The organism is Cupriavidus yeoncheonensis (assembly GCF_905397275.1).
Classification (GTDB): Bacteria; Pseudomonadota; Gammaproteobacteria; order Burkholderiales; family Burkholderiaceae; genus Cupriavidus; species Cupriavidus yeoncheonensis.
On sequence record NZ_CAJPUY010000012.1, the window covers coordinates 193,560 to 212,575 of the forward strand.

18 protein-coding genes are annotated in these 19,016 nt (G+C 66.3%); 10 read left to right on the top strand and 8 right to left on the bottom strand.

The features are described from left to right. Nucleotides 1-77: 77 nt before the first annotated feature. Nucleotides 78-989, bottom strand: coding sequence for an alpha/beta hydrolase (locus KHO22_RS18000; protein WP_211948570.1), 912 nt, complete (start codon nt 987-989; stop codon nt 78-80). A gap of 355 nt (nt 990-1,344) precedes the next feature. Between KHO22_RS18000 and KHO22_RS18005 the strand changes: the two genes are divergently transcribed. Together KHO22_RS18005 and KHO22_RS18010 are read left to right on the top strand one after the other, a co-directional pair. Continuing rightward, nucleotides 1,345-2,286, top strand: a complete 942-nt coding sequence (locus KHO22_RS18005; RefSeq protein ID WP_211948516.1) for a LysR family transcriptional regulator — start codon at nt 1,345-1,347, stop codon at nt 2,284-2,286. Between the two features lie 93 nt (nt 2,287-2,379). Further along, nucleotides 2,380-2,919: a superoxide dismutase family protein gene (locus KHO22_RS18010; RefSeq protein WP_211948517.1), complete on the top strand. Its 540-nt coding sequence runs from the start codon at nt 2,380-2,382 to the stop codon at nt 2,917-2,919. Nucleotides 2,920-3,141: 222 nt separating this feature from the next. On the opposite strand, the gene KHO22_RS18015 is transcribed toward KHO22_RS18010, so the two are convergent. Continuing rightward, nucleotides 3,142-4,125, bottom strand: coding sequence for a LysR family transcriptional regulator (locus tag KHO22_RS18015; protein ID WP_211948518.1), 984 nt, complete (start codon nt 4,123-4,125; stop codon nt 3,142-3,144). 108 nt (nt 4,126-4,233) lie between these two features. Between KHO22_RS18015 and KHO22_RS18020 the strand changes: the two genes are divergently transcribed. The 3 genes from KHO22_RS18020 to KHO22_RS18030 all read left to right on the top strand — a co-directional run bounded on the left by KHO22_RS18020 (nt 4,234) and on the right by KHO22_RS18030 (nt 6,622). After that, on the top strand, nt 4,234-5,271 hold the full coding sequence (locus KHO22_RS18020; protein ID WP_211948519.1) for an aromatic ring-hydroxylating dioxygenase subunit alpha: 1,038 nt from the start codon (nt 4,234-4,236) through the stop codon (nt 5,269-5,271). Between the two features lie 11 nt (nt 5,272-5,282). Then, complete coding sequence (locus KHO22_RS18025) at nt 5,283-6,215, top strand: PDR/VanB family oxidoreductase (protein WP_338031347.1); 933 nt, start codon at nt 5,283-5,285, stop codon at nt 6,213-6,215. A gap of 71 nt (nt 6,216-6,286) precedes the next feature. Then, nucleotides 6,287-6,622, top strand: a complete 336-nt coding sequence (locus KHO22_RS18030) for a hypothetical protein (protein WP_211948521.1) — start codon at nt 6,287-6,289, stop codon at nt 6,620-6,622. A 24-nt stretch (nt 6,623-6,646) separates the two neighbouring features. Here the strand turns inward: KHO22_RS18030 and KHO22_RS18035 are convergent, their stop codons facing one another. After that, nucleotides 6,647-7,732: a mechanosensitive ion channel family protein gene (locus KHO22_RS18035; RefSeq protein ID WP_211948522.1), complete on the bottom strand. Its 1,086-nt coding sequence runs from the start codon at nt 7,730-7,732 to the stop codon at nt 6,647-6,649. An 83-nt stretch (nt 7,733-7,815) separates the two neighbouring features. Then, nucleotides 7,816-8,421 carry a J domain-containing protein gene (locus tag KHO22_RS18040; RefSeq protein WP_211948523.1) on the bottom strand — a complete coding sequence of 202 codons (606 nt, stop codon included), beginning with the start codon at nt 8,419-8,421 and terminating at the stop codon, nt 7,816-7,818. Between the two features lie 400 nt (nt 8,422-8,821). Between KHO22_RS18040 and KHO22_RS18045 the strand changes: the two genes are divergently transcribed. Next, nucleotides 8,822-9,790: a threo-3-hydroxy-L-aspartate ammonia-lyase gene (locus KHO22_RS18045; RefSeq protein ID WP_211948524.1), complete on the top strand. Its 969-nt coding sequence runs from the start codon at nt 8,822-8,824 to the stop codon at nt 9,788-9,790. Between the two features lie 65 nt (nt 9,791-9,855). Here the strand turns inward: KHO22_RS18045 and phaP are convergent, their stop codons facing one another. Together phaP and KHO22_RS18055 are read right to left on the bottom strand one after the other, a co-directional pair. Further along, complete coding sequence (phaP, locus tag KHO22_RS18050) at nt 9,856-10,398, bottom strand: TIGR01841 family phasin (RefSeq protein WP_211948525.1); 543 nt, start codon at nt 10,396-10,398, stop codon at nt 9,856-9,858. Between the two features lie 411 nt (nt 10,399-10,809). After that, on the bottom strand, nt 10,810-11,073 hold the full coding sequence (locus KHO22_RS18055; RefSeq protein WP_211948526.1) for a hypothetical protein: 264 nt from the start codon (nt 11,071-11,073) through the stop codon (nt 10,810-10,812). Nucleotides 11,074-11,254: 181 nt separating this feature from the next. Here KHO22_RS18055 and KHO22_RS18060 point away from each other — a divergent pair, with 181 nt between their 5' ends. Genes KHO22_RS18060 through KHO22_RS18075 form a run of 4 tightly spaced genes read left to right on the top strand, consistent with a single transcriptional unit; the run spans nt 11,255 to nt 16,088 of the window. Further along, the gene (locus KHO22_RS18060) at nt 11,255-11,518 is read left to right on the top strand and encodes a YtcA family lipoprotein (RefSeq protein ID WP_211948527.1); all 264 of its coding nucleotides are present in this window, start codon (nt 11,255-11,257) and stop codon (nt 11,516-11,518) included. Then, complete coding sequence (gene mdtN, locus KHO22_RS18065; protein WP_211948528.1) at nt 11,515-12,564, top strand: multidrug transporter subunit MdtN; 1,050 nt, start codon at nt 11,515-11,517, stop codon at nt 12,562-12,564. The genes KHO22_RS18060 and mdtN overlap by 4 nt, the downstream gene beginning before the upstream one ends. After that, nucleotides 12,545-14,551, top strand: coding sequence for an FUSC family protein (locus KHO22_RS18070; protein WP_211948529.1), 2,007 nt, complete (start codon nt 12,545-12,547; stop codon nt 14,549-14,551). Before mdtN ends, KHO22_RS18070 begins: the two co-directional genes overlap by 20 nt. Continuing rightward, nucleotides 14,538-16,088, top strand: coding sequence for a TolC family protein (locus tag KHO22_RS18075; protein WP_211948530.1), 1,551 nt, complete (start codon nt 14,538-14,540; stop codon nt 16,086-16,088). Before KHO22_RS18070 ends, KHO22_RS18075 begins: the two co-directional genes overlap by 14 nt. Nucleotides 16,089-16,110: 22 nt before the next feature. Here KHO22_RS18075 and KHO22_RS18080 read toward each other — a convergent pair whose 3' ends face one another. Both KHO22_RS18080 and KHO22_RS18085 read right to left on the bottom strand, forming a co-directional pair. Continuing rightward, nucleotides 16,111-17,616: a DASS family sodium-coupled anion symporter gene (locus tag KHO22_RS18080; RefSeq protein ID WP_211948531.1), complete on the bottom strand. Its 1,506-nt coding sequence runs from the start codon at nt 17,614-17,616 to the stop codon at nt 16,111-16,113. A 240-nt stretch (nt 17,617-17,856) separates the two neighbouring features. Next, nucleotides 17,857-18,873, bottom strand: coding sequence for a GntR family transcriptional regulator (locus KHO22_RS18085; protein ID WP_211948574.1), 1,017 nt, complete (start codon nt 18,871-18,873; stop codon nt 17,857-17,859). Between the last annotated feature and the right edge of the window lie 143 nt (nt 18,874-19,016).

The window sequence follows — 19,016 nt, forward strand, 5'->3', positions numbered from 1 at the left end:
GCTGTCCTGGCGGCATCAGTACCGGCTGGCGGTTTTACCCGGAAGGCCTCAGCCGGCAGGCTCGTTCCGGGTCAACTTCAGGACCGGCTTTCGCGCCGCGTTGAGGTGTCGTCGGCTGCGGCCAGACATCGCCGCAGGAACCGCGCACCTTCGTCGACCCATGACTGACATTCCTCATGGGACTCTTCTACCCCGTCGCCACAGGCGCCGGGCATGATCATGGCCTCGGCCGGCACTCCGGCCTTGGCAAGGCGCCCCGCGAAGGCTTCGCCTTCGGCACGCAGCGCATCGACCTCCGCCACCTGCACCAGCGTGCGTGGCAGCCCTGCCAGGCGCGAGGCCAGCGCCGGCGCGGCATACGGATGCACGCTGGCGGCCGGCGTCGGCAGGTATTCGCGATAGTTGCAGGCCAGCCGCTGCAGCGTTTCCAGCGGCACCTGCCCGCCGGCCGCGCCCGTGCATGACGCGTGCTGCAGGCACGGGTCCGTCACCGGGCGGATCAGCCATTGCCCGCGCGGCTGCGCGGCGCAACGGTCGCGCAGCATCTGCGACAGCGCGATCGCCAGGTTGCCGCCGGCTTCCTCGCCGACCAGCGCGAAGCGGGTCTTGTCCACCTTCAGCCGGCGCGCGTGGCGCAGCACCCATTCCACGGTGCTGAACGCGTCTTCGGGCGCGGCAGGGAACGGATGATCGGGCGCGAGCGAATATGCTGGCGTCACGACCACCGCGGGCACCGATACCGCCAGCGACTGCACCAGCCGCCGCGTCTTTTCCAGCCCGCCATCCACGAACCCGCCCGCGTGCAGGTACACCAGCCAGGGCAGCAACGCACCGCCTTCGGCGGTCGGCGCCGGATATCCGGGCGGGTAGCAGACGCATACCGAGATCTCGCGCTCGCCGCTGGCTATCTGGTGTTCCACGACGCGCGCCTGCCCGTTTGCGTGGGCCGGCGGGGCGGCGGGTGAACGTTGGCTGGGCGACTGAGGCATGGGCACCTTGGCGGGCGTGCTGAAATTCTTCGGCACGCCTATCATGTGTTGCGATGGGATGGATTATGGTGATTGACGCCGATGGGATAAAGCAAGAGATTGCCAACGCACTGTTCCGTGTTTGGAATAATCGGCCCGCCGAAACCCCACGCATGACAAGGTCTTGGGAAATGTGATTCACTCCCGCTCTCGCGGTTGCGCACCCCCTGTCAGGCGCAGCCGGCCAGCGCCCAGTCCAGGGGCCGGGAAGCCAGGCACGGCCCCGACCAACCCATCCCCGGCGGCCCGCCCCCATACCGCCAGTCAGGTCGCCCCGTTCGGCGAGCAGTCAGGAAACATTCGTCGGAAGCACATCATGGATCGTCTCGTCTCAATGCAGGCCTTCACCCGGGTGGTCGACATGGGCAGCTTCGCGCGTGCCGCCGATTCGCTCGACCTGCCCAAGGCCACCCTCACCCGCCTGATCCAGAACCTGGAAACCCATCTGGGCGTCAAGCTGCTGCACCGGACCACGCGGCGCATCAGCGTGACCAGCGACGGCGCGGCCTACTATGAGCGCTGCGTGCGCATCCTGGCCGATGTGGAAGAAGCCGAGCAGTCGCTGACACGCCATAACAAGTCGCCCAAGGGCACGCTGTCGGTCGACACCACCGCCGCGCTGGCCCGGATCGCGCTGATCCCGAACCTGCAGGAGTTCTTCACGAGCTACCCGGAACTGAAGCTGGACCTGACCATCAACGGCAAGCCGATCGACATGCTGCAGGAAGGCGTCGACGTGGTGCTGCGTGTCGGCGCCGTGGACGAATCGATGGTGGCGCGTCGTGTCGGCCAGCTGAAGCTGGCGTTCTATGCGTCGCCGATCTACCTGAACCGCTACGGCACCCCGCATGAACTCGCCGACCTGGCCCAGCACAAGGCCGTGAACCACCTGTCCAACCGCACCGGACGCGAGTGGCCATGGCAACTCGCGCGAGGCCGCGAACGCACCGAGATCCTGCTGCCCTCCGCCATCTCGACCAATGACGGCGAGATCTACGTCGAATGCGCGGTGGCCGGCCACGGGCTTGCCTGCCTGTCGCGCGTGATGGCGGAACCGTATGTGGCCAGCGGCCGGCTGGTGGAGGTCATGACCGACTGGCAGACCGAAGAACTGCCGATCTCCGCGATGTACCCGCAAAACCGCCACCTGTCGGCCAAGGTACGGGTCTTCGTCAACTGGGTCGCGGATATTTTCGGGCGGCATCCGCATTTTGGCGCCGCACCGCAGCAAGGCTCTGTCTCTCAACTAGCCGCATAACACTGTCCGATCAAGTTGCTCAACCAGCGCCCCGTGCGTAAGCGTCGCATCCTATACTGTTTCTTCCGCAATAACGTCTAAGGGAGGGTTCCGATGAAACGCGCATTTTTCGGCCTGGCGGCCACGGCAGCGGTAGCGATGACCCTGGCGGGCTGCGCCGGCACGGGGACGACGACCAGCGGCGGCGCCAAGGCGACCGCGATGCTCGCGCCGAAGAGCGGCACCAGCACCGGCGGCACGGTCACCTTCACCCAGCAGTCCGGCGGCGTGATGATGGTGGCATCGGTCACTGGCCTGCCGCCCAATACCACGCATGGCTTCCACGTGCACGAAAAAGGCGATTGCTCCGCGCCCGACGCCATGAGCGCGGGCGGCCATTTCAACCCGGGCGGCAAGCCGCACGGGCAGGTGAGCATGCCCGACCACCATGCCGGCGACATGAACAACCTGACCTCGGACGCGAACGGCAATGCGCGCGCGAGTTTCCTGCTTCCTGACCTGAGCGTGGGCACCGGCCCGAACGGCGTCATCGGCCGTGCCGTGGTCGTGCACAAGGATCCGGACGACTACAAGACGCAGCCCACGGGCAACTCGGGCGGGCGGATCGCCTGCGGCGTGGTGGCGGCGTCCTGAGCCCGGACAACCGCCTGCCCGTGCCGGCGCAACGGTTCAATCCGCCGTCGCGCCGGAAGCTCTCACCGCATCCCCCCATTTCTGCCTTTCGCTGCGCATGAAGGCCTCGAACGCCGCCGGCGGCAGTACGCCCGGGCGGCCGCCGAGTTGCCGGAAGCGTTCGACTCCTTTCTCCAGGAAACCCCCAAGTGGCAGGGCCAACGCGCCTGGCCGCGACGCCGTTCAGGTGTTGCGCTTGCTCCTGCCGGACTTCGCGCGCCGCGGAACCGGCCTGGCATCGGACGACACATCGGTTTCCGGGTAGCTGTCGAAGGTCTGCTTCACAAGCTGGCGCAACCACACGATGGCCGGATCGTGGTGAAAGCGCGGATGCCAGTACTGGCTCAGCGCATAAGGCGGCAAGGCGACCGGAGGCTTCACCACACGCACGATGCCGTAGCGGCTGAACACGTTGGCCAGTTCCTCGGGAACGGTCGCGATCAGTTCCGGCTGCTGCTCCATCAGCAACGGGATCGACAGGAAGTGCGGTGTGTGCAGATAGATGTTGCGCTTCAGCCCCTGGCTTTCAAATGCCGCGTCGTACGACGGACTGGTGCGGCCCGCAAGGCTGACCGTGACATGCGGCATCGACTCGAACTGCTCGATGGTCAATGCCTCGCGCACCTGCCTGTTCTTCGTGCTGACGATGGTGACGAAGCCATGCATGAACAGTTGCTGCCGGAACAGCGACTCCGGCGCCGTCTGCACCGAGCCCAGCAGCAGGTCGGCGTCGCCCGATGCCAGCAGCGCTTCGATCTGTGGCACCGGCACCTGCAGCGAACGCAGCTTGCAATGCGGCGCAACCACGCGTAGCCGCTTCATCAGCGGCGGCAGGAACACCAGTTCGCCCATATCGGTCATGCACAGCGTGAACGTGCGCTGCATCGTGGCCGGATCGAAACTCGCCTGCGGCAGCACGCGCGTGCGCATCGCCGTCATGACTTCCAGGACCGTTTCGGATAGCGCTTCCGCCTTGATCGTGGGCGTCATGCCCGCGGCCGTCTTGACGAACAGCGGATCGTCGAAGAACTCGCGCAGCCGGTTCAGGGCGTGGCTCATTGCGCTCTGCGTGAGGCCGAGCTGTGCCGCAGCCCGGGTCACGCTGCGCTCGCGCAGCATGGCATCGAAGACCGTCAGCAAGTTGTAGTCGAACGCATCCGTATGCATGGCGTACATTCCTTCAATGACCGTCATGAGATTGACGCATATTTGCGCGCTGCCTAACCTCCTGTCAACACGCCTCGCAGAAGGCGTTCCACTCACAGGAGACTCACAATGTTCGTCAGGAACACCTGGTACGTCGCTGGCTGGGACAACGAAGTCGGTCCCGGCAATCTCTTCAGCCGCACCATCATCGGCATCCCGGTGCTGATGTACCGCACCGCCGACGGCACGCTCCATGCGCTGGAGGACCGCTGCTGCCATCGCGGCGCGCCGCTGTCGGTCGGCCGGCGCGAGGGAGACTGCGTGCGCTGCATGTATCACGGGCTCAAGTTCGACGCCTCGGGCCAGTGCATCGAGGCACCGGCGCAGCAGCGCATTCCGCCCCAGGCACGCGTGCGCACCTTTCCGGTGGTGGAACGCAATCGCTGGATCTGGATCTGGATGGGTGACCCGGAGGCCGCCGATCCCGCGATGATTCCCGACACGCACTGGCTGGCCGACCCGGCCTGGCGCAGCCTTGACGGGTACATCCACTACGACGTGAACTACCTGCTGATCGCCGACAATCTGCTCGATTTCTCGCATCTGCCGTTCGTGCACCCCACCACGCTCGGCGGCGGCGAGGACTACGCTGCGGTCCAGCCCAGGGTCGAGCGGCTGGACGACGGCGTACGCATTACGCGCTGGACGCTCGACACCGACCCGCCCCCGTTTGCAAGGCAGGTGAAGAACTGGCCGGGCAAGGTGGACCGCTGGAACATCTACAACTTCACGATTCCGGCGATCCTGCTGATGGACTCGGGCATGGCGCCCACGGGCACTGGCGCGCCCGAGGGCCATCGCGTCGACGCGGCCGAATTCCGCGGCTGCCAGGCGTTGACCCCGGAGACGGAGAATTCGACGCACTACTTCTTCGCCCATCCGCACAATTTCGCGATCGACAACCCCGAGGTCACGCGGTCGATCCACCAGGCCGTGGTGACTGCCTTCGACGAGGACCGCGACATCATCACCGCGCAGCAACGATCGCTCGCACTGGCACCCGGCTTCAAGATGATCCCGTTCTCGATCGACGCGGCGTTGTCGCAGTTCCGGTGGGCCGTCGAACGCCGGCTGGCCGAGGAATCCGCAACGGCCACGGGGGCGTAATGGAACTGATCGTGACCAGCCTGCGTCTGGAGGCCGAAGGCGTACTGGGGGTCGAACTCAGGGATGCTGCGCACGCCGAGCTGCCGCCGTTCGCGCCCGGCGCGCATGTGGACGTCAGCTTTCCCAATGGCCTGACGCGGCAATACTCCATCGCCAGCGCGGCTTCGGACAGGACGCGCTACTGGCTTGGCATCGGGCTTGCACCGGCATCGCGCGGCGGCTCGCGCTTCGCGCACAGCGAACTGCGGCTTGGCGACAGGCTGCCGATCGGCGCGCCGCGCTCGCTGTTCGGGCTGCACGAAGCGGCGGCTGGCCACCTCTTCGTCGCGGGCGGCATCGGCATCACGCCGATCCTGAGCATGATCCGGCAGTGCATCGAGCAAGCGCTTCCGTGGCGCCTGCTGTACTGCGTGCGCTCGCGGCGCCATGCGGCCTATCTTGAGCAACTGGCACCGTTCGCGGACCGTGTCGTGCTGCATGCCGACGACGAGCAAGATGGTCATGCCGACATCGCGGGCGCATTGCGGCAAATGCCCTCTGGCTGGCACGTGTACACGTGCGGGCCCGGCGCCATGATGGATGCGGTATGCGGCCATGCCGCGGTGCTGGGCATCGACCACGACGCGGTGCACCTGGAGCGCTTCGGCGCCGCTGCGGTGCAGCCGGGCGACGAGCGCGATGCCTTTCAGGTGCGCCTGCTCAGGCATGGGGGACGGTTCACGGTGCCCAGGGAAGCCAGCATCCTTGAGGTACTCGAAGCCAATGGTGTATGCCTGCCGTTCTCGTGCCGCGAAGGCCTCTGCCGAAGCTGCGAAGTCCCCCTTGCCGCTGGCGTGGCGGAGCATCGCGACTATGTGCTCAGTGACGAAGAGCGCATCGCGAACAAGTCGATCCTGATCTGCGTGTCGCGTGCGAAAGGCGCGGAGCTGGTGCTGGACGTGTAGGCGCCGGGACGGCCCGAGACCGGCTGGTCCGTTTTGGCCTTACCATAGCGGGCCGCTCCCGAGTCCCTGTCATGCCACGCCACATCCGCCGCATCCTGCTTTGCCTCACTATCTCCGGCCTCGCGCTTGCCGGCAACGCGTACGCCACGGACATCGACTGTGATCCGGCAACTGCCCCGGCAAGCCAGACGCCATCGCACCGCCTGATCTGCGAATCCGCGCTGTTTTCCATGGGCTATCAGCGCATCTATGCCGACCAGCAACGTAGGCTCAAGGCCGGGCAACTGACCGAGGCGGATATCACCGCATTCCGTGCGAAGCGCGACGGCTGCAAGTCCGCCTCATGCCTGGATACGGTTTTCCGGGAGTGGAAGGCAAACACCGCCAACGCCAGCCGCAAACCCTGAGGCCCCGTTATCGGGGCATGGCGCTCATGCCTCGCTGAAAGCGCCGGCCGCCATGGCGGCCTGCTCCCCGGCATCGCGCTCGAAGCGCAACCGCGGCAGATGCTGGGGGAACTCCCGCTGCATGAAGTCGATCAGCGCTTCGCGGATCCTGCAGCGCAGGTCCCACGCGAGGCCCGACGAAGCCGCGGTGCACAGCACGCGAAGCTGCATGGTGCGCTCGGTGGCATCGGTGACAACGAGGTTGAAGAACCGCTGGTCCCACTCCGGCGCGGCGTGCACGATCCGCTCCAGCTCCTTGCGCAGCGGTGCCAGCGGCATGCCGTAGTCGACGTGGAAAAAGACCGAGCCCATGATCTGCGCGCTGTTGCGCGTCCAGTTCTGGAATGGCTTCTCGATGAAGTACTGCAGCGGAACAATGAGCCGGCGCTCGTCCCACAGCCGCATCACGACGTAGGTCCCCGTGATTTCCTCTACCCGGCCCCACTCGCCCTCGACAATCAGGACATCGTCGAGCCGGATCGGCTGCGTCAGCGCGAGCTGCAGGCCCGCGATCATATTGCTGAACACGGGCTTGGCCGCGAAGCCCGCGATCAGCCCGACCACGCCGGCCGAGGCGAGCAGGCTCGCCCCCACCTGCCGGGCGCCCGGAAAGGTCATGAGCAGCATGGCCGCGCCCATCACGATGGCAAGCGTCATCGCAATGCGCGAAAGCACACGCGTCTGCGTGTGGATGCGCCGCGCGCCCATATTGTCGGCCACATCGACGGGGTGCCGGTCCATGACGCCCTGCGCAAAGCCGGCGATGATCCGGACCACCAGCCATGTCGTCGCCGCGATCATCAGCAGGCCATTGAGATGGCGCACGGTGTCGATCCAGCGCAGTTCGTCGGGCGCGGCCTGCCACACGGTCTGCAATGCAAGCAGCGGCAGCACGACGATCGACGGGGCGCGGCCTTTCTTTACGATCGCATGCAGCACCGGCGCGGGACGGGTCAGGCGAATCAGCAGCAACCCGACAAGGCGATGCGCAATCAGTGCGACGAACACAGCGGCCGCGGCCGCTGCCCATGTGCCAAACCAGGGGTGTGCGAGGAGGAGTCCAATATCCATCGGTCATCCTTGAACAGGCTGGTGAATGCGCGAGGAACAGCCAGGAACGCTGCACCGGAAGGCTGGCCACCGCCAGCCTGGCGCTAGGAACGAATTCCGAACAAACCGTGCCAGAACGACTCGAACGCGCCCGGGTGACGGTTGGTTCGCCTCGCGTCTTCACCGTGTGGCGCCGCATTGACAGGCTCCTCCGGAGCGACATCCGGGCCGGAAGCCTCCGCAGCCTCCGCATGTGCCCTGCGCGACTCCTGCAGGGCCCATACGCTGTCCGCGATGCGCGCGGCGAGTTCGGCCTCGCAATCCTGGCCGAGCAGCACGCCGAAGAGAACATCGCGGTTGTGGCCGTCATCGGCAAAGCGCATCGCAATGGCGACCATCTTCTCGTAATGCTCCTGCGCGACGCGCTGGGCTTCGCGCTGCGCCGCGTGCTCCTGCGCTTCCTGCTCCGCAAGCTCGGCCTGCCAGCGGCGCATTTCCTGCGCGAACACGTCGTCGTAGATGCGCCGTTGCTCGTCGTCCGAAAGGATGGCGTAGGCGTCGCGGATTTCCTGGAACGCCAAATGCGCCTCGGTCTCGCGGCCAGGATTGCGGTCGGGGTGCCACTTCATGGCGCCCCGGCGGTAGGCGCGCTTGATCTCGTCCAGGGTAGCGTCCGATTCGACGCCGAGGGTTGCGTAAAGGGTGGTCATGGGGTGGTCATGGCCGCTGGGGCGGCGGCTGCGGAGGGGTTCATCCTAGCATGCGAAATCGCGGATACCGCTGCCGCACGAGCCCAGGCACGCCGATGCGGCGCATAAACCGGCTCGGGCGCTACTTGGCGTGGTTGCAGACCGTCGCGCAATACGCCCGGGTGCTGGGCCACGGCTTCAGGTCCAGGTAGCCCGATTCCCTGAGCTTCTGCATCAGTGCCCGGCGCTGTTCGGTGCGCAGCGCCTGCGGCGTGGTGGCATGGTCTCCTGCATTGCAAGAACCCGTATCATTAGCGCTTCCAATCGCACAATTGCTGTCCTGGCACCGGTGTCGCGCACCGAACCGCGCCTGCTCACTTGTCGCCTGGCCCTGGTAATCAATCGCTGAACGGACCATCCCATGACCACTCCGGATCTCCCCACCTACGCAGACGTCGAGGCCGCCGCCAAACGGCTGGAAGGCGTCGCGCATCGCACGCCGGTCAATACCTCGCGCACGCTCAATGACATGCTCGGCGCCGAGGTGTTCATCAAGTGCGAAAACTTCCAGCGCATGGGCGCCTTCAAGTTCCGCGGCGCCTACAACGCGCTGTCGAAGTTCAGCCCCGAGCAACGCCGCGCGGGCGTGGTCGCGTTTTCGTCGGGCAACCATGCGCAGGGCATCGCGCTGTCGGCCAGGTTGCTGGGCATTCCCGCGACGATCGTGATGCCGCACGACGCACCCGCGGCAAAGGTGGCGGCCACCAAGGGCTATGGCGCCAACGTCGTGAGCTACGACCGCTACACCGAAGACCGCGAGGCCATCGGCCGCCGCCTGGCCGGCGAGCACGGCTTCACGCTGATCCCACCCTATGACCACCCGGACGTGCTGGCCGGACAAGGCACGGCGGCCCGCGAACTGTTCGCGGAAGTCGGCGCGCTGGACGCGCTGTTCTGTCCGCTCGGCGGCGGTGGCCTGCTGTCCGGCACGGCGCTGTCGACGCGCGCGCTGGCGCCGCAATGCAAGCTCTATGGCGTGGAGCCCGAAGCGGGCAATGATGGCCAGCAATCGTTCCGCAGCGGTTCGATCGTGCATATCGACACCCCGAAGACGATTGCGGATGGCGCGCAGACCCAGCATCTGGGCCAGTACACGTTCGCCATCATCAAGCGCGATGTCGACGATATCCTGACCGCGACCGATGCCCAGCTGGTCGAGGCGATGAAGTTCTACGCGTCGCGCATGAAGATGATCGTCGAGCCCACGGGCTGCCTGAGTCTGGCCGCGGCTTTGCAGATGAAGGATGCGCTCAGGGGCAAGCGGGTGGGCATCCTGATCAGCGGCGGCAATATCGATCTGGAGCGCTTCTGCGAACTGGTGTCCGCGTAAGCCATGCAGGCCGGTGCGGTCCGGCCTGCCGTCACGGAATGGCGCGGGCCATTCCGCTGCCTGGGTCAGGCCTTGCCGGAGGCGCCCCGGGTGGCCGCGGCGGATGCGCCGGCGGCAAGATTGTTGCGCGCGACGTCGGTCATCTGCTTCGAGATGGCCTGGGCCGAACGATAGGTGTTGCCAGCGGCGTCAACCGTCGACTGCAGCAACGCGGAGATCGCTTCCGATCCGGCCGGTGCGTTCTTCACGAAGGTGTCGACGAAGGCCTGCAGATTGCGGTGATTCTGTTCGTATTGCTCTTCCACCGCACGGGCCAGTTCTGCCTGCGCCTGCGTGGCGATCTCGCATACCTGGCGCGCATACGTAATGGCTTTCTCGGCCGCGGGTTGGGCCACGCTGCTCTGCACGGCGAGCACGTCCCTCAGGTCCTTTCCGGCCAGCACGGCTTTCAGGCTCTCCTGGCCTTCGGTCAGCGCTGTTCTGGCAGTCTCGAGGTTCAGCTGGGTTAACTTCTGGAAGCCGTCGATGGTCGACTTGGACATCATGGCCAGATTGGCCAGGTTGGTCTTGTGGAGCGCCGCAAACTGATCGGACGTGAAGGCGGACATGCGTGGGTTCTCCTTGAGAGCGACCGGCCAGAAAGGCGCCATGTGCCGCCATGGCGTTCTGACCGAGGTTGGGTTTCCTCGACCACGGCGCGTCAGCTAGAAGCGCGCCGCATCGAGGATGCAGAGATTAGAGGAAACGGTCTAAGTTGATCCCTAGGTAATTACCCAGAATCGGTCGTTTCAGTCATTATTTTGTGACTCTTGCAGCATGTATCTAACATTTTTTTACGAATGATTGCTGCAACGCGAGACGACAGCGTCGCTCGGTCACCACAGGGGAAAACCCTCGAAGGGTGCACTGACCTGCTGCAACTGCGTAACGGAGAGGCGACAGCCCCAACTGCATCGAAGGCGGTTACGACGGGTGGCAGGTAAGACGGCAGAAGGTCGTCGTGCTGCGCGGCCGGACCCTCATATCTGGTCGAGCAGGCTGCGCACGACATCGGCGAGCCGGCCGGCCCGCTGGCGCCCGTTGGCGTCGAGTTCCATCGCGCAGCCATCCGCCAGCGCCTTGAGACCGAACAGCGCGTCGCCGACATCGCGCCAGCCCGGATAATCTGCATGCAGGCGCTCCAGCGCGGCGGCCCCGGCGGCTACCCTGGCCGGCACCGGTTGCCTCCCGGCAGCGAGTTCGTCGAGGGAGTCGGCGGCATCCAGCAAGCCCTTGCGGTTCATCTGTGTCCCCAGGAAATGGTTTGTCGTAGCCGCTGCGGTGGCGACTGCCGCGGTCATCGCCGCAGTTGCGACTGTATAGCAGGACGCGCATGGCCGCGAGCGTCCGTACGGCGGGCCCTGCGGTTTGGACAAGCCGCGACCCGCGCTGCTATATTACGGCGACGATTTCGACCCTGATTCCATGGCACGCTCGCTCGCGCTTCTCGCGCTGGCCGCATCGCTTTATGGTTGCGCCGGCGCACCGTCTTTCGGATTGTTCGGCGCCTACTTCCCGCTCTGGCTGTTGAGCGCGCTGGCCGGCATCGCGGGCGCAATCGTCTCCCACCGGATCTTCGTCGCGACGGGCTGGGCAGAAATCGTCCGCGCCCAGCTTCTGGTCAACACCGCGATCGGCCTCATCCTTGCCGAACTCGTCTGGTTACTGGGTACGGGACACCTCCTATGAAAATGGCCGGCGCACACAAGAGCCCGCAACGCGGCAGGCTGATCGCACTGGTCATCGTCGTGCTGGCCATCCTGCTGTCCGTCTACGCCTACCAGCGCACCACCCGCTATCCGTCGACGGATGATGCATCGCTCGATGCCGACATGGTTCACGTGGCATCGCCCGTCGGAGGCCGCATCGCAAAGATCCACGTCTCCGAATACCAGCTGGTGGCCAAGGGCGATGTCCTGTTCGAGATCGACCCTGTGCCCTACCAGCTCGCCGTCGCGCAAGCGCGCGCCGACCTCGAGCTGGCGCAGGCCGCGCTGGGTACCCGGCGGCGGACAATCTCTACCGAGCAAGCCACGGCTGCCATCGCATCGGAACAGATCAAGCGAGCCGAACAGAACTACGCGCTGACGGCCCGCACGGTGGACCGGCTGAAGCCGCTGGTTGCCGACGGCTACGTGCCGGTGCAGCAACTCGACCAGGCACAGGTGGCACAGCGCGACGCCAGCGTGTCGCTGCGGCAGGCCAACACGCAGCGCACCGCCACGGCGCGGGCTGTCGGCAACGAAGACGACGCCACCGCCACCGTGCACGCGCGCGAGGCGGCGCTGGCCATTGCCCAGCGCGCGCTGGACGACACCACGGTCCGCGCCCCGCACGCCGGGCGCGTCAGCGGCCTGAACGTGCTGTCGGGCGAAGTCGTGATACCCAATCAGTCCCTGTTCCTGCTGGTGCATACCGGCGAGTGGTTCGCGGTGGGCAATTTCCGCGAAACCTACCTGGCCGAAATCCGCATCGGTGACTGCGCCACGGTCTATTCCATGATCGACCGCAGCCGCCCGCTGCGTGGCAAGGTCGAGGGCATCGGCATCGGCATTACCGACACCGACCGCCTGAACCTGCCGCGCTCGCTGCCCTATGTGCAGCCGTCGGTGAACTGGGTGCGCGTGGCCAAGCGCTTCCCGGTGCGGATCCGCCTGGAAGACCCGCCCGAGACGCTGGCCCGCGTGGGCGCGAGCGCAACTGTCGAGATCCGGCATGGCGCAGCCTGCCGCTGACAAGCTGCGCCTGGGCCTTGCCGACATCGGCGCCCTGCTCGCGCCAGTATCCGGCCGCGCGGCAGCCGCGACGCGCGTCACGGTCAGCAGCACGCTCACCGTGCTGGTGACCAGCCTCTACGGCACGCCCGAGGCTGCCATCTCGGCGTATGTCATCTTCTTCTTCAACCGGGCCGACCGCACCACCAGCATCATCATGAGCGTGGCAGCGCTGATACTCGTCAGCCTGATCATTGGCATAGTGATGTGGCTCGCCGGCTTCACCATCGACGACCCGATGCGCCGCGTGGCGTGCATGGCCGTCCTGTCCGCCGCCGTGCTCTTCCTGACTTCAGCCAGCAAGCTGCGCCCGGTCGGAGCCATCGTCGCCATGATCAGCGGCTTCGGGCTCGATGAACTCGGGCTCGCACCCGCGGGCGAACTCGCCACGCGCGGGCTGCTTTACGCCTGGCTGATGGTGGCGATCCCGATCGGCGTGAACGTCGTCGTCAACCTGCTGATCGGCCCCTCCCCGCGCCGCCTGGCCACCGACCGGCTTGCGCACGGCCTGCGCCTGGCCGCACGCTGCCTGCGGGAAACACCGGGCGACGAGCGCGATGCCGACGCACTGCACACCGCGCTGCACGGGGGCGTACAGACCGTCGCCACCTGGCTGAAGCTTGCCCGGCTCGAGGGCACCCTCAACGCGCAGGATCTGCGCGCGTTGCAGCAAGCCATGGCGTCGACCATGGCAGTCCTGCTGGCCGTGGACGTCACGCGCCGGCAAGCCGTGGCGCAATTGCCGGCGGCCACCGCCGCGCCCATCGCCGCCCGGCTCGACGAGATGGCGCGCATGCTCGATGCCGGCGGCTATCCGGTAGAAGTCGGGCTGGAAGTTCCGCCGCTCGACCCTCTGACGCCGGTGCAGCAGACCGTTGTCCGGGAACTGGTCGCCGCCATCAACCGCTTTGCCGAAGTGGACGAGACTGCGCCGCCGGCCGCTGCGGAATCCGCGCGCAGTGGCTTCCTGGCCGCCGACGCGTTCACCAATCCCGCTCATGTCCGCTATGCGCTCAAGACCACGGGCGCGGCGATGTTCTGCTACCTGCTCTACCAGCAGTTGAACTGGCCAGGCATCCACACCTGCTTCATCACCTGCTATCTGGTGTCGCTCGGCACCATGGCCGAAACCATGGAAAAGCTGTCGCTGCGCCTGGCCGGCTGCATGGTCGGCGCCGCAATCGGCACGGCGGCCCTCGTGTATGTCGTGCCGGCCCTCTCGTCCATAGGCGGACTGATGCTGCTGGTCTTTGCCGGGACGTGGATTTCCGCCTGGGTGGCACAGGGCTCGCCGCGTATCGCCTACGCGGGGTTCCAGATCGCGTTTGCGTTCTACCTGTGCGTGATCCAGGGCCCCTCGCCGGACTTCGACCTGACCATCTCGCGTGACCGTGTCATCGGCGTGATGCTGGGCAATCTCGTTGTGTATCTGGTATTCGCGCGGCTCTGGCCGGTCAGCATTGCGGGCCGGGTCGAATCCGCCCTGGCGGCGCTGGTCAGCCAATGGCAGGCGCTCATCGATGCCCCGCAGGCCTCTGCGCGCCGCCAGCACGCGGCGGCTGCGCTGGCCCTGCATGGCACGATCACGCAAGACCTGATCCTAGCCCACTATGAGCCGTCGTCCGTCGGGCCAGCGCACGAGTGGGTCCACAGCCATCGCGAACGCCTGGCAAGGCTTGACGCAATATCCGGCCCCATGTTCCTGCTGGCGGAGCGCTTCCCGGGCGACCCGGCGCTTGCGCAACGCCTGAGCCGACTGAGGACGCCCGACATGCCTGCGCCCGACATGCGTGCGCCTGATGCGCCGGCGGCCGGGGCAACGCCCCCGGACACCGTGGAGGCCCAGGCCCGAGACGGGCTGCTCGCGATCATCGATCACCAACTTGAAACGTCCGATACGGATGTTCCGGACATGGCCACACCGTCCTCTATTCATGCGCAAACCTGATTCCCTGGCCGCGCTGGCAGTGGCCGCCGTAACGCTGGCCGGCTGCGCCACGGCATCGCTCGAACTGGCTCCCGAGCAGCCTGACCGGCCCTGGCAGCCGGCCACGGCGGCATCCGGCGAGATCGTGCCAGGCCGAAAGCAGCCGGGGCCGCCACCGCTCGACTACACGCTTCCGGCAAACCCCGCGCTGGCATCGATCGCTCCGCCAGCGGTGCTCGATCCCGCCAACGCCTATACGCTGCCCGAACTGATCGACATGGCGGAGTCGACCAACCCGCTGACGCGCATTGCCTGGAACGATGCACGCAATGCTGCCCTGGCCGCCGGCATTGCCAAGAGCAGCTACCTGCCGTACATCTCCGCCGCGGCGATGGGCGGATACCAGAGCGGGCACAGCTCGACATCGACGGCGCTGGGCCAGCTGGCCGCGAACTCATCCACGCACGGCGCAATCTCGGTGCTGTCGCTGCAGTGGCTGCTGTTCGACTTCGGCGAGCGCTCGGGCCTGGTCGACGCCGCCGAGCAGCTGTCGGTTGCCGCGAACATTGCCTTCACGGCGATACACCAGAAAATCATCCACGACGTCAGCGTCTCGTACTACCGCTACCAGGCGGCGCGCACACGTGCCGGTACGGTGCAGAAGGCCATGGACAACGCTGACGCGGTCCTGGCTGCGGCCAGGGCGCGCCAGCAGCGCGGCCTCGGCACCACGGTCGAGGTGGCCCAGGCCACGCAGAACCTTGCGCAGAACAGGCTCGCGATGGTGCAGGCACAAGGCGCCGAGACCGATGCCTACCTGGCGCTGGTCACTGCCATCGGCATCTCCCCCCTGTCCCGGCCACGCATTGCGGAGATGCCATTGCGGCCGCTGCCCCCGTCGCTCCGCAACTCGGTCGAAGAGATCGTCGAGACCGCCATCGCGCGGCGGCCCGACGTGCTGGGAGCCTATGCGGTGGAACGTGCCAGCCAGGCCAGGGTAAGGTCGGCGGAGGCCGCCTTCATGCCGAAGGTGTTCCTGTCGGCCTTTTCCTCGTACGCGTCGGGCGGTTCGTCGATTTCGGCGATTCCGTCCGTCGGCCAGCAGCCGCCGACGGTCAACCTGAGCGGTTACCGCTACGGCGCGAGTGTCTTCCTGGGTGTGACGGTACCGATCTACGACGGCGGGCTGCGTTCCGCAGCACTGGCCCAGGCCCGCAACGACGCCGACAGCGCGTCGGCGAAACTGACCCGCGCGAAAGAAGAGTCCGTGCGGCAGGTGGTGGTCAGCCAGAGCGCGCTGGAATCGAGCCTGGCCGCGTATGACGCGGCCAGGGCGCTGGCCGATGCGGCCCGGGTCACCTATGACGCGGCCTTCGCCGCCTACCGCAAGGGCGTCGGTTCGGTGACGGAGGCCAACCTCGCGCAGAACCAGCTGCTGCTTGCGCAGAACGCCTCGGCCGACGCCTACAGCGGCGCGCTCGCCGCGGCGGCGGCCCTGGCGCTCGCCACCGGCTCGATCGGTTCGATTCGCGATGGCGCCGCGTGGTCTGCACGGTAGGCGCCGATCGACCGTCGCCGGATTACCAGAATCCCAGAATCTTCCACCAGACGCCACCCACCACGGTGAAGATGATCAGCTCCAGCACGCACATCACCGCGCCGACCCGCCACCACTGCCCCAACGTGGTATAGCCGCTGCCGAAAATGATTGGCGACGTGCCGGTGGCGTAGTGGGTCAGCGTCATCATGATCGCGGAGCCGGCCACCATCATCAGCATGAAAGGCGGGACATAGGGCGGCGGGATCAGGTGGGCACCCACGGTAAGAAAGGCCAGCATCATCGCGCTGATATGTGCCGTCGTACTCGCGAACAGGTAGTGGGAAAACACGAACGCCAGCACCAGCACGGCGGCAGTCGGGAGCCAGCCTACCCCACTGGCGACGATGGCATCGCGCATATTGTTCGAGAACCATGCAATGACGCCAAGTTTGTTGAGCTGCTCGGCAAGCATCACCAGGGCGCCAAACCAGACCAGGGTGTCCCAGGCGCTCTTTTCCGACAGCACGTCGTCCCAGTCGAGCGTGCCGGTGATGATCAAGGCGAAGAGGCCGAGAAAGGCGACCACGGTCGGGTCGAGCGTGGCCGCCGGGCCAAAGATCATGGCCGGCACGTTGGCCCACAGCACCAGCATCCCGGCGAAGACGCCCATCATGACCCGCTCTTTGCCGCTTAGCGGGCCCATGCGGGCAAGTTCGGCCTTGGCGTAGTCGATCGCATTAGGCGTCGCCTTCAACTCTGGCGGGCACAGCACGAAAATGACAAGCGGCATCAGGAGCAGGCAGAGCAGGCCAGGCACCAGCATGCACAGCGCCCAGGTGGTCCAGCTCAGGTGCAGCGACTGTCCGCTAGCCTTGGCCACGTAGTCGACGACCAGGGGATTCGGCGCGGTGGCTGTCACGAACATGGCCGAAGTGATCGGGTTCGCGTGGTAGTTGACCAGTGCCAGATAGGTGCCGACCTTGCCCTGTGTCCCCTTGGCGGGATCGGAGTCGAAAGCGCCGGCGATCGAGCGCATGATCGGATGCACGATGCCGCCGCCGCGCGCGGTGTTGCTGGGCGTGAATGGCGCCAGCACCAGCTCGCAGATCGCCAGGCCATAGCCGATGCCAATGGTGCGCTTGCCCAACAGCTCGATGAACATCAGGCCGATGCGACTGCCCAGCCCGGTCTTCTTCAGCCCGCGCGAGATCAGGATCGCCACGACGATCAGCCAGATCAGCGGATTCGAGAAGCTGCTGAGCGCATCGGCGATGGCCCCCTTGGACGAGTTCGAGGTCACCTGCGCCAGTGACACGATCACGATCGCCATCATCGCCATGACGCCGATCGGCATCACCTTGAGAATGATTGCGACAATGGTGGTCAGGAAGATGGCCACCAGGTCCCAGGCGTTTGACTTCAAGCCGGCCGGCGGCGGGATCAGCAGCAGCGTGACCAGCACGACCGTGCTGATGATGGCCGGCGTCAGCCGGAACGGTACCACCGACATGAAGTAGCGATACGTCGCCACGATCTTTGCGAGCATTCCTGAACCTCCCCGAAACGGACACGCGGGATCAAGACAGCCGAAGTCCCCGCGCAAATCGACGCGAATTGAGCGCGTCCCCGCGACGTAGCACGCTTCCAAAGCATGGAAATCGTGACCGATGTACTTTGCGAGCAGAAGTGAATCTTTTCGACGGCAAGATGAAAAGATTACAAGGGCGATTTTTCTGGTGACAGTTCAATCGCCTTCGGGGTGCCAGACCATCAGGGCCGGTGCGCCCTACCGCAGGCCAAGCGTGAACGGCAACAGCAGTGCATTCACGAGAAGCAGGCCATACGTGATCTTCATGACCGCAGGCATCCGGCGGGGCTTCACGCCCTGGCCTGCGCGGGGCACGGCCCGTCTGCGCTTCCACACAACGCCTGCTCCCAGGCCAAGGACCGCAAGACCGGAGAGCAGGCTTTCCATGAGCAGAGGCTCCGGCCCACGCTTCGCGCCGGGTTGGGGCGACACCATGGAAACAGGCACAGCGGTGGCGTTTGCGTCAGGCACGAGATCCAGTGCGGTCGCAGCGGATGTCCTGTGCGCAATGGATACCGGGTGAGTGACTGCCCGCCCGGAAGCCACGGACGCATCAGGAGCGATGTAGGCATCAGGAGCGATGGAGGCATAAGGAGCGATGGAGGCATCAGCAGCGGCGGATGCCACGTTAGCGCTGGTCGCCGGAGCGGGCGCGGAAGCCGGCGTACCACGCGATGCGGGCTTCGCTGGCGGGGGGAGCGGCCGTGAGGCCGCCTCATGTCTTGCCGCGAGCGGATTCTCGGTGGCACCTTGTCGGGCCACGGCCGGTTTTTTCGGCATCGCGTCGCGCTGCCGCCAGAACTGATGGAAGACACCGTCCAGGCATCGCACGGAGTCGCAGGCATCACGCCTGGCGCGCCACGCCGCGATGTCGGCGGCCTGCATCGTGCCGTTGCGCAGCATCTTCTGCTGTTCGCCATAGATGCGCTCATAGCGCTGCGACAGCATGGTGTACTCGCAGATCAGGTGGCCCTTGCGGGCGCCTGCATGCGGCCGCGCTTCGCATCCCACGCCGCTGCCGTAGGGCTCCTCGCAACGGGCCGCCGGGCCGCCCAACGGGGCGTTGCACGGGATATCCGACGCGCGCGCGCCTTGCACTGCCAACAAAGCCAGCAGCCCTGCCGGAATCTGGATCAGGCGCCGATTGGGTCTCATCATCGTCAGCCCTCGAAGCGGCGATGCGGACTTTAACGGTAGTCGATGGTTTGCCGGCACCCCAGACTCTCATTGCGGCCTGTGTGCGGTAGGCCACCTGGCATGCCATCGCAGGCGGCAAATGTGAATTGCCGGCCTCGTGCTGGCGCAAGGACCCGGCCGCAACCTGGCGCCTGCAGCACATAGGGCCCTTCCGGGCCCTT

Excerpts from the sequence above, each read along its gene's own strand:
- KHO22_RS18000 (WP_211948570.1), bottom strand. The coding sequence starts at position 989 with ATGCCTCAGTCGCCCAGCCAACGTTCACCCGCCGCCCCGCCGGCCCAC.
- KHO22_RS18005 (WP_211948516.1), top strand. The coding sequence starts at position 1,345 with ATGGATCGTCTCGTCTCAATGCAGGCCTTCACCCGGGTGGTCGACATG.
- KHO22_RS18010 (WP_211948517.1), top strand. The coding sequence starts at position 2,380 with ATGAAACGCGCATTTTTCGGCCTGGCGGCCACGGCAGCGGTAGCGATG.
- KHO22_RS18015 (WP_211948518.1), bottom strand. The coding sequence starts at position 4,125 with ATGCATACGGATGCGTTCGACTACAACTTGCTGACGGTCTTCGATGCC.
- KHO22_RS18020 (WP_211948519.1), top strand. The coding sequence starts at position 4,234 with ATGTTCGTCAGGAACACCTGGTACGTCGCTGGCTGGGACAACGAAGTC.
- KHO22_RS18030 (WP_211948521.1), top strand. The coding sequence starts at position 6,287 with ATGCCACGCCACATCCGCCGCATCCTGCTTTGCCTCACTATCTCCGGC.
- KHO22_RS18035 (WP_211948522.1), bottom strand. The coding sequence starts at position 7,732 with ATGGATATTGGACTCCTCCTCGCACACCCCTGGTTTGGCACATGGGCA.
- KHO22_RS18040 (WP_211948523.1), bottom strand. The coding sequence starts at position 8,421 with ATGACCACCCTTTACGCAACCCTCGGCGTCGAATCGGACGCTACCCTG.
- KHO22_RS18045 (WP_211948524.1), top strand. The coding sequence starts at position 8,822 with ATGACCACTCCGGATCTCCCCACCTACGCAGACGTCGAGGCCGCCGCC.
- phaP (WP_211948525.1), bottom strand. The coding sequence starts at position 10,398 with ATGTCCGCCTTCACGTCCGATCAGTTTGCGGCGCTCCACAAGACCAAC.
- KHO22_RS18055 (WP_211948526.1), bottom strand. The coding sequence starts at position 11,073 with ATGAACCGCAAGGGCTTGCTGGATGCCGCCGACTCCCTCGACGAACTC.
- KHO22_RS18060 (WP_211948527.1), top strand. The coding sequence starts at position 11,255 with ATGGCACGCTCGCTCGCGCTTCTCGCGCTGGCCGCATCGCTTTATGGT.
- mdtN (WP_211948528.1), top strand. The coding sequence starts at position 11,515 with ATGAAAATGGCCGGCGCACACAAGAGCCCGCAACGCGGCAGGCTGATC.
- KHO22_RS18070 (WP_211948529.1), top strand. The coding sequence starts at position 12,545 with ATGGCGCAGCCTGCCGCTGACAAGCTGCGCCTGGGCCTTGCCGACATC.
- KHO22_RS18075 (WP_211948530.1), top strand. The coding sequence starts at position 14,538 with ATGCGCAAACCTGATTCCCTGGCCGCGCTGGCAGTGGCCGCCGTAACG.
- KHO22_RS18080 (WP_211948531.1), bottom strand. The coding sequence starts at position 17,616 with ATGCTCGCAAAGATCGTGGCGACGTATCGCTACTTCATGTCGGTGGTA.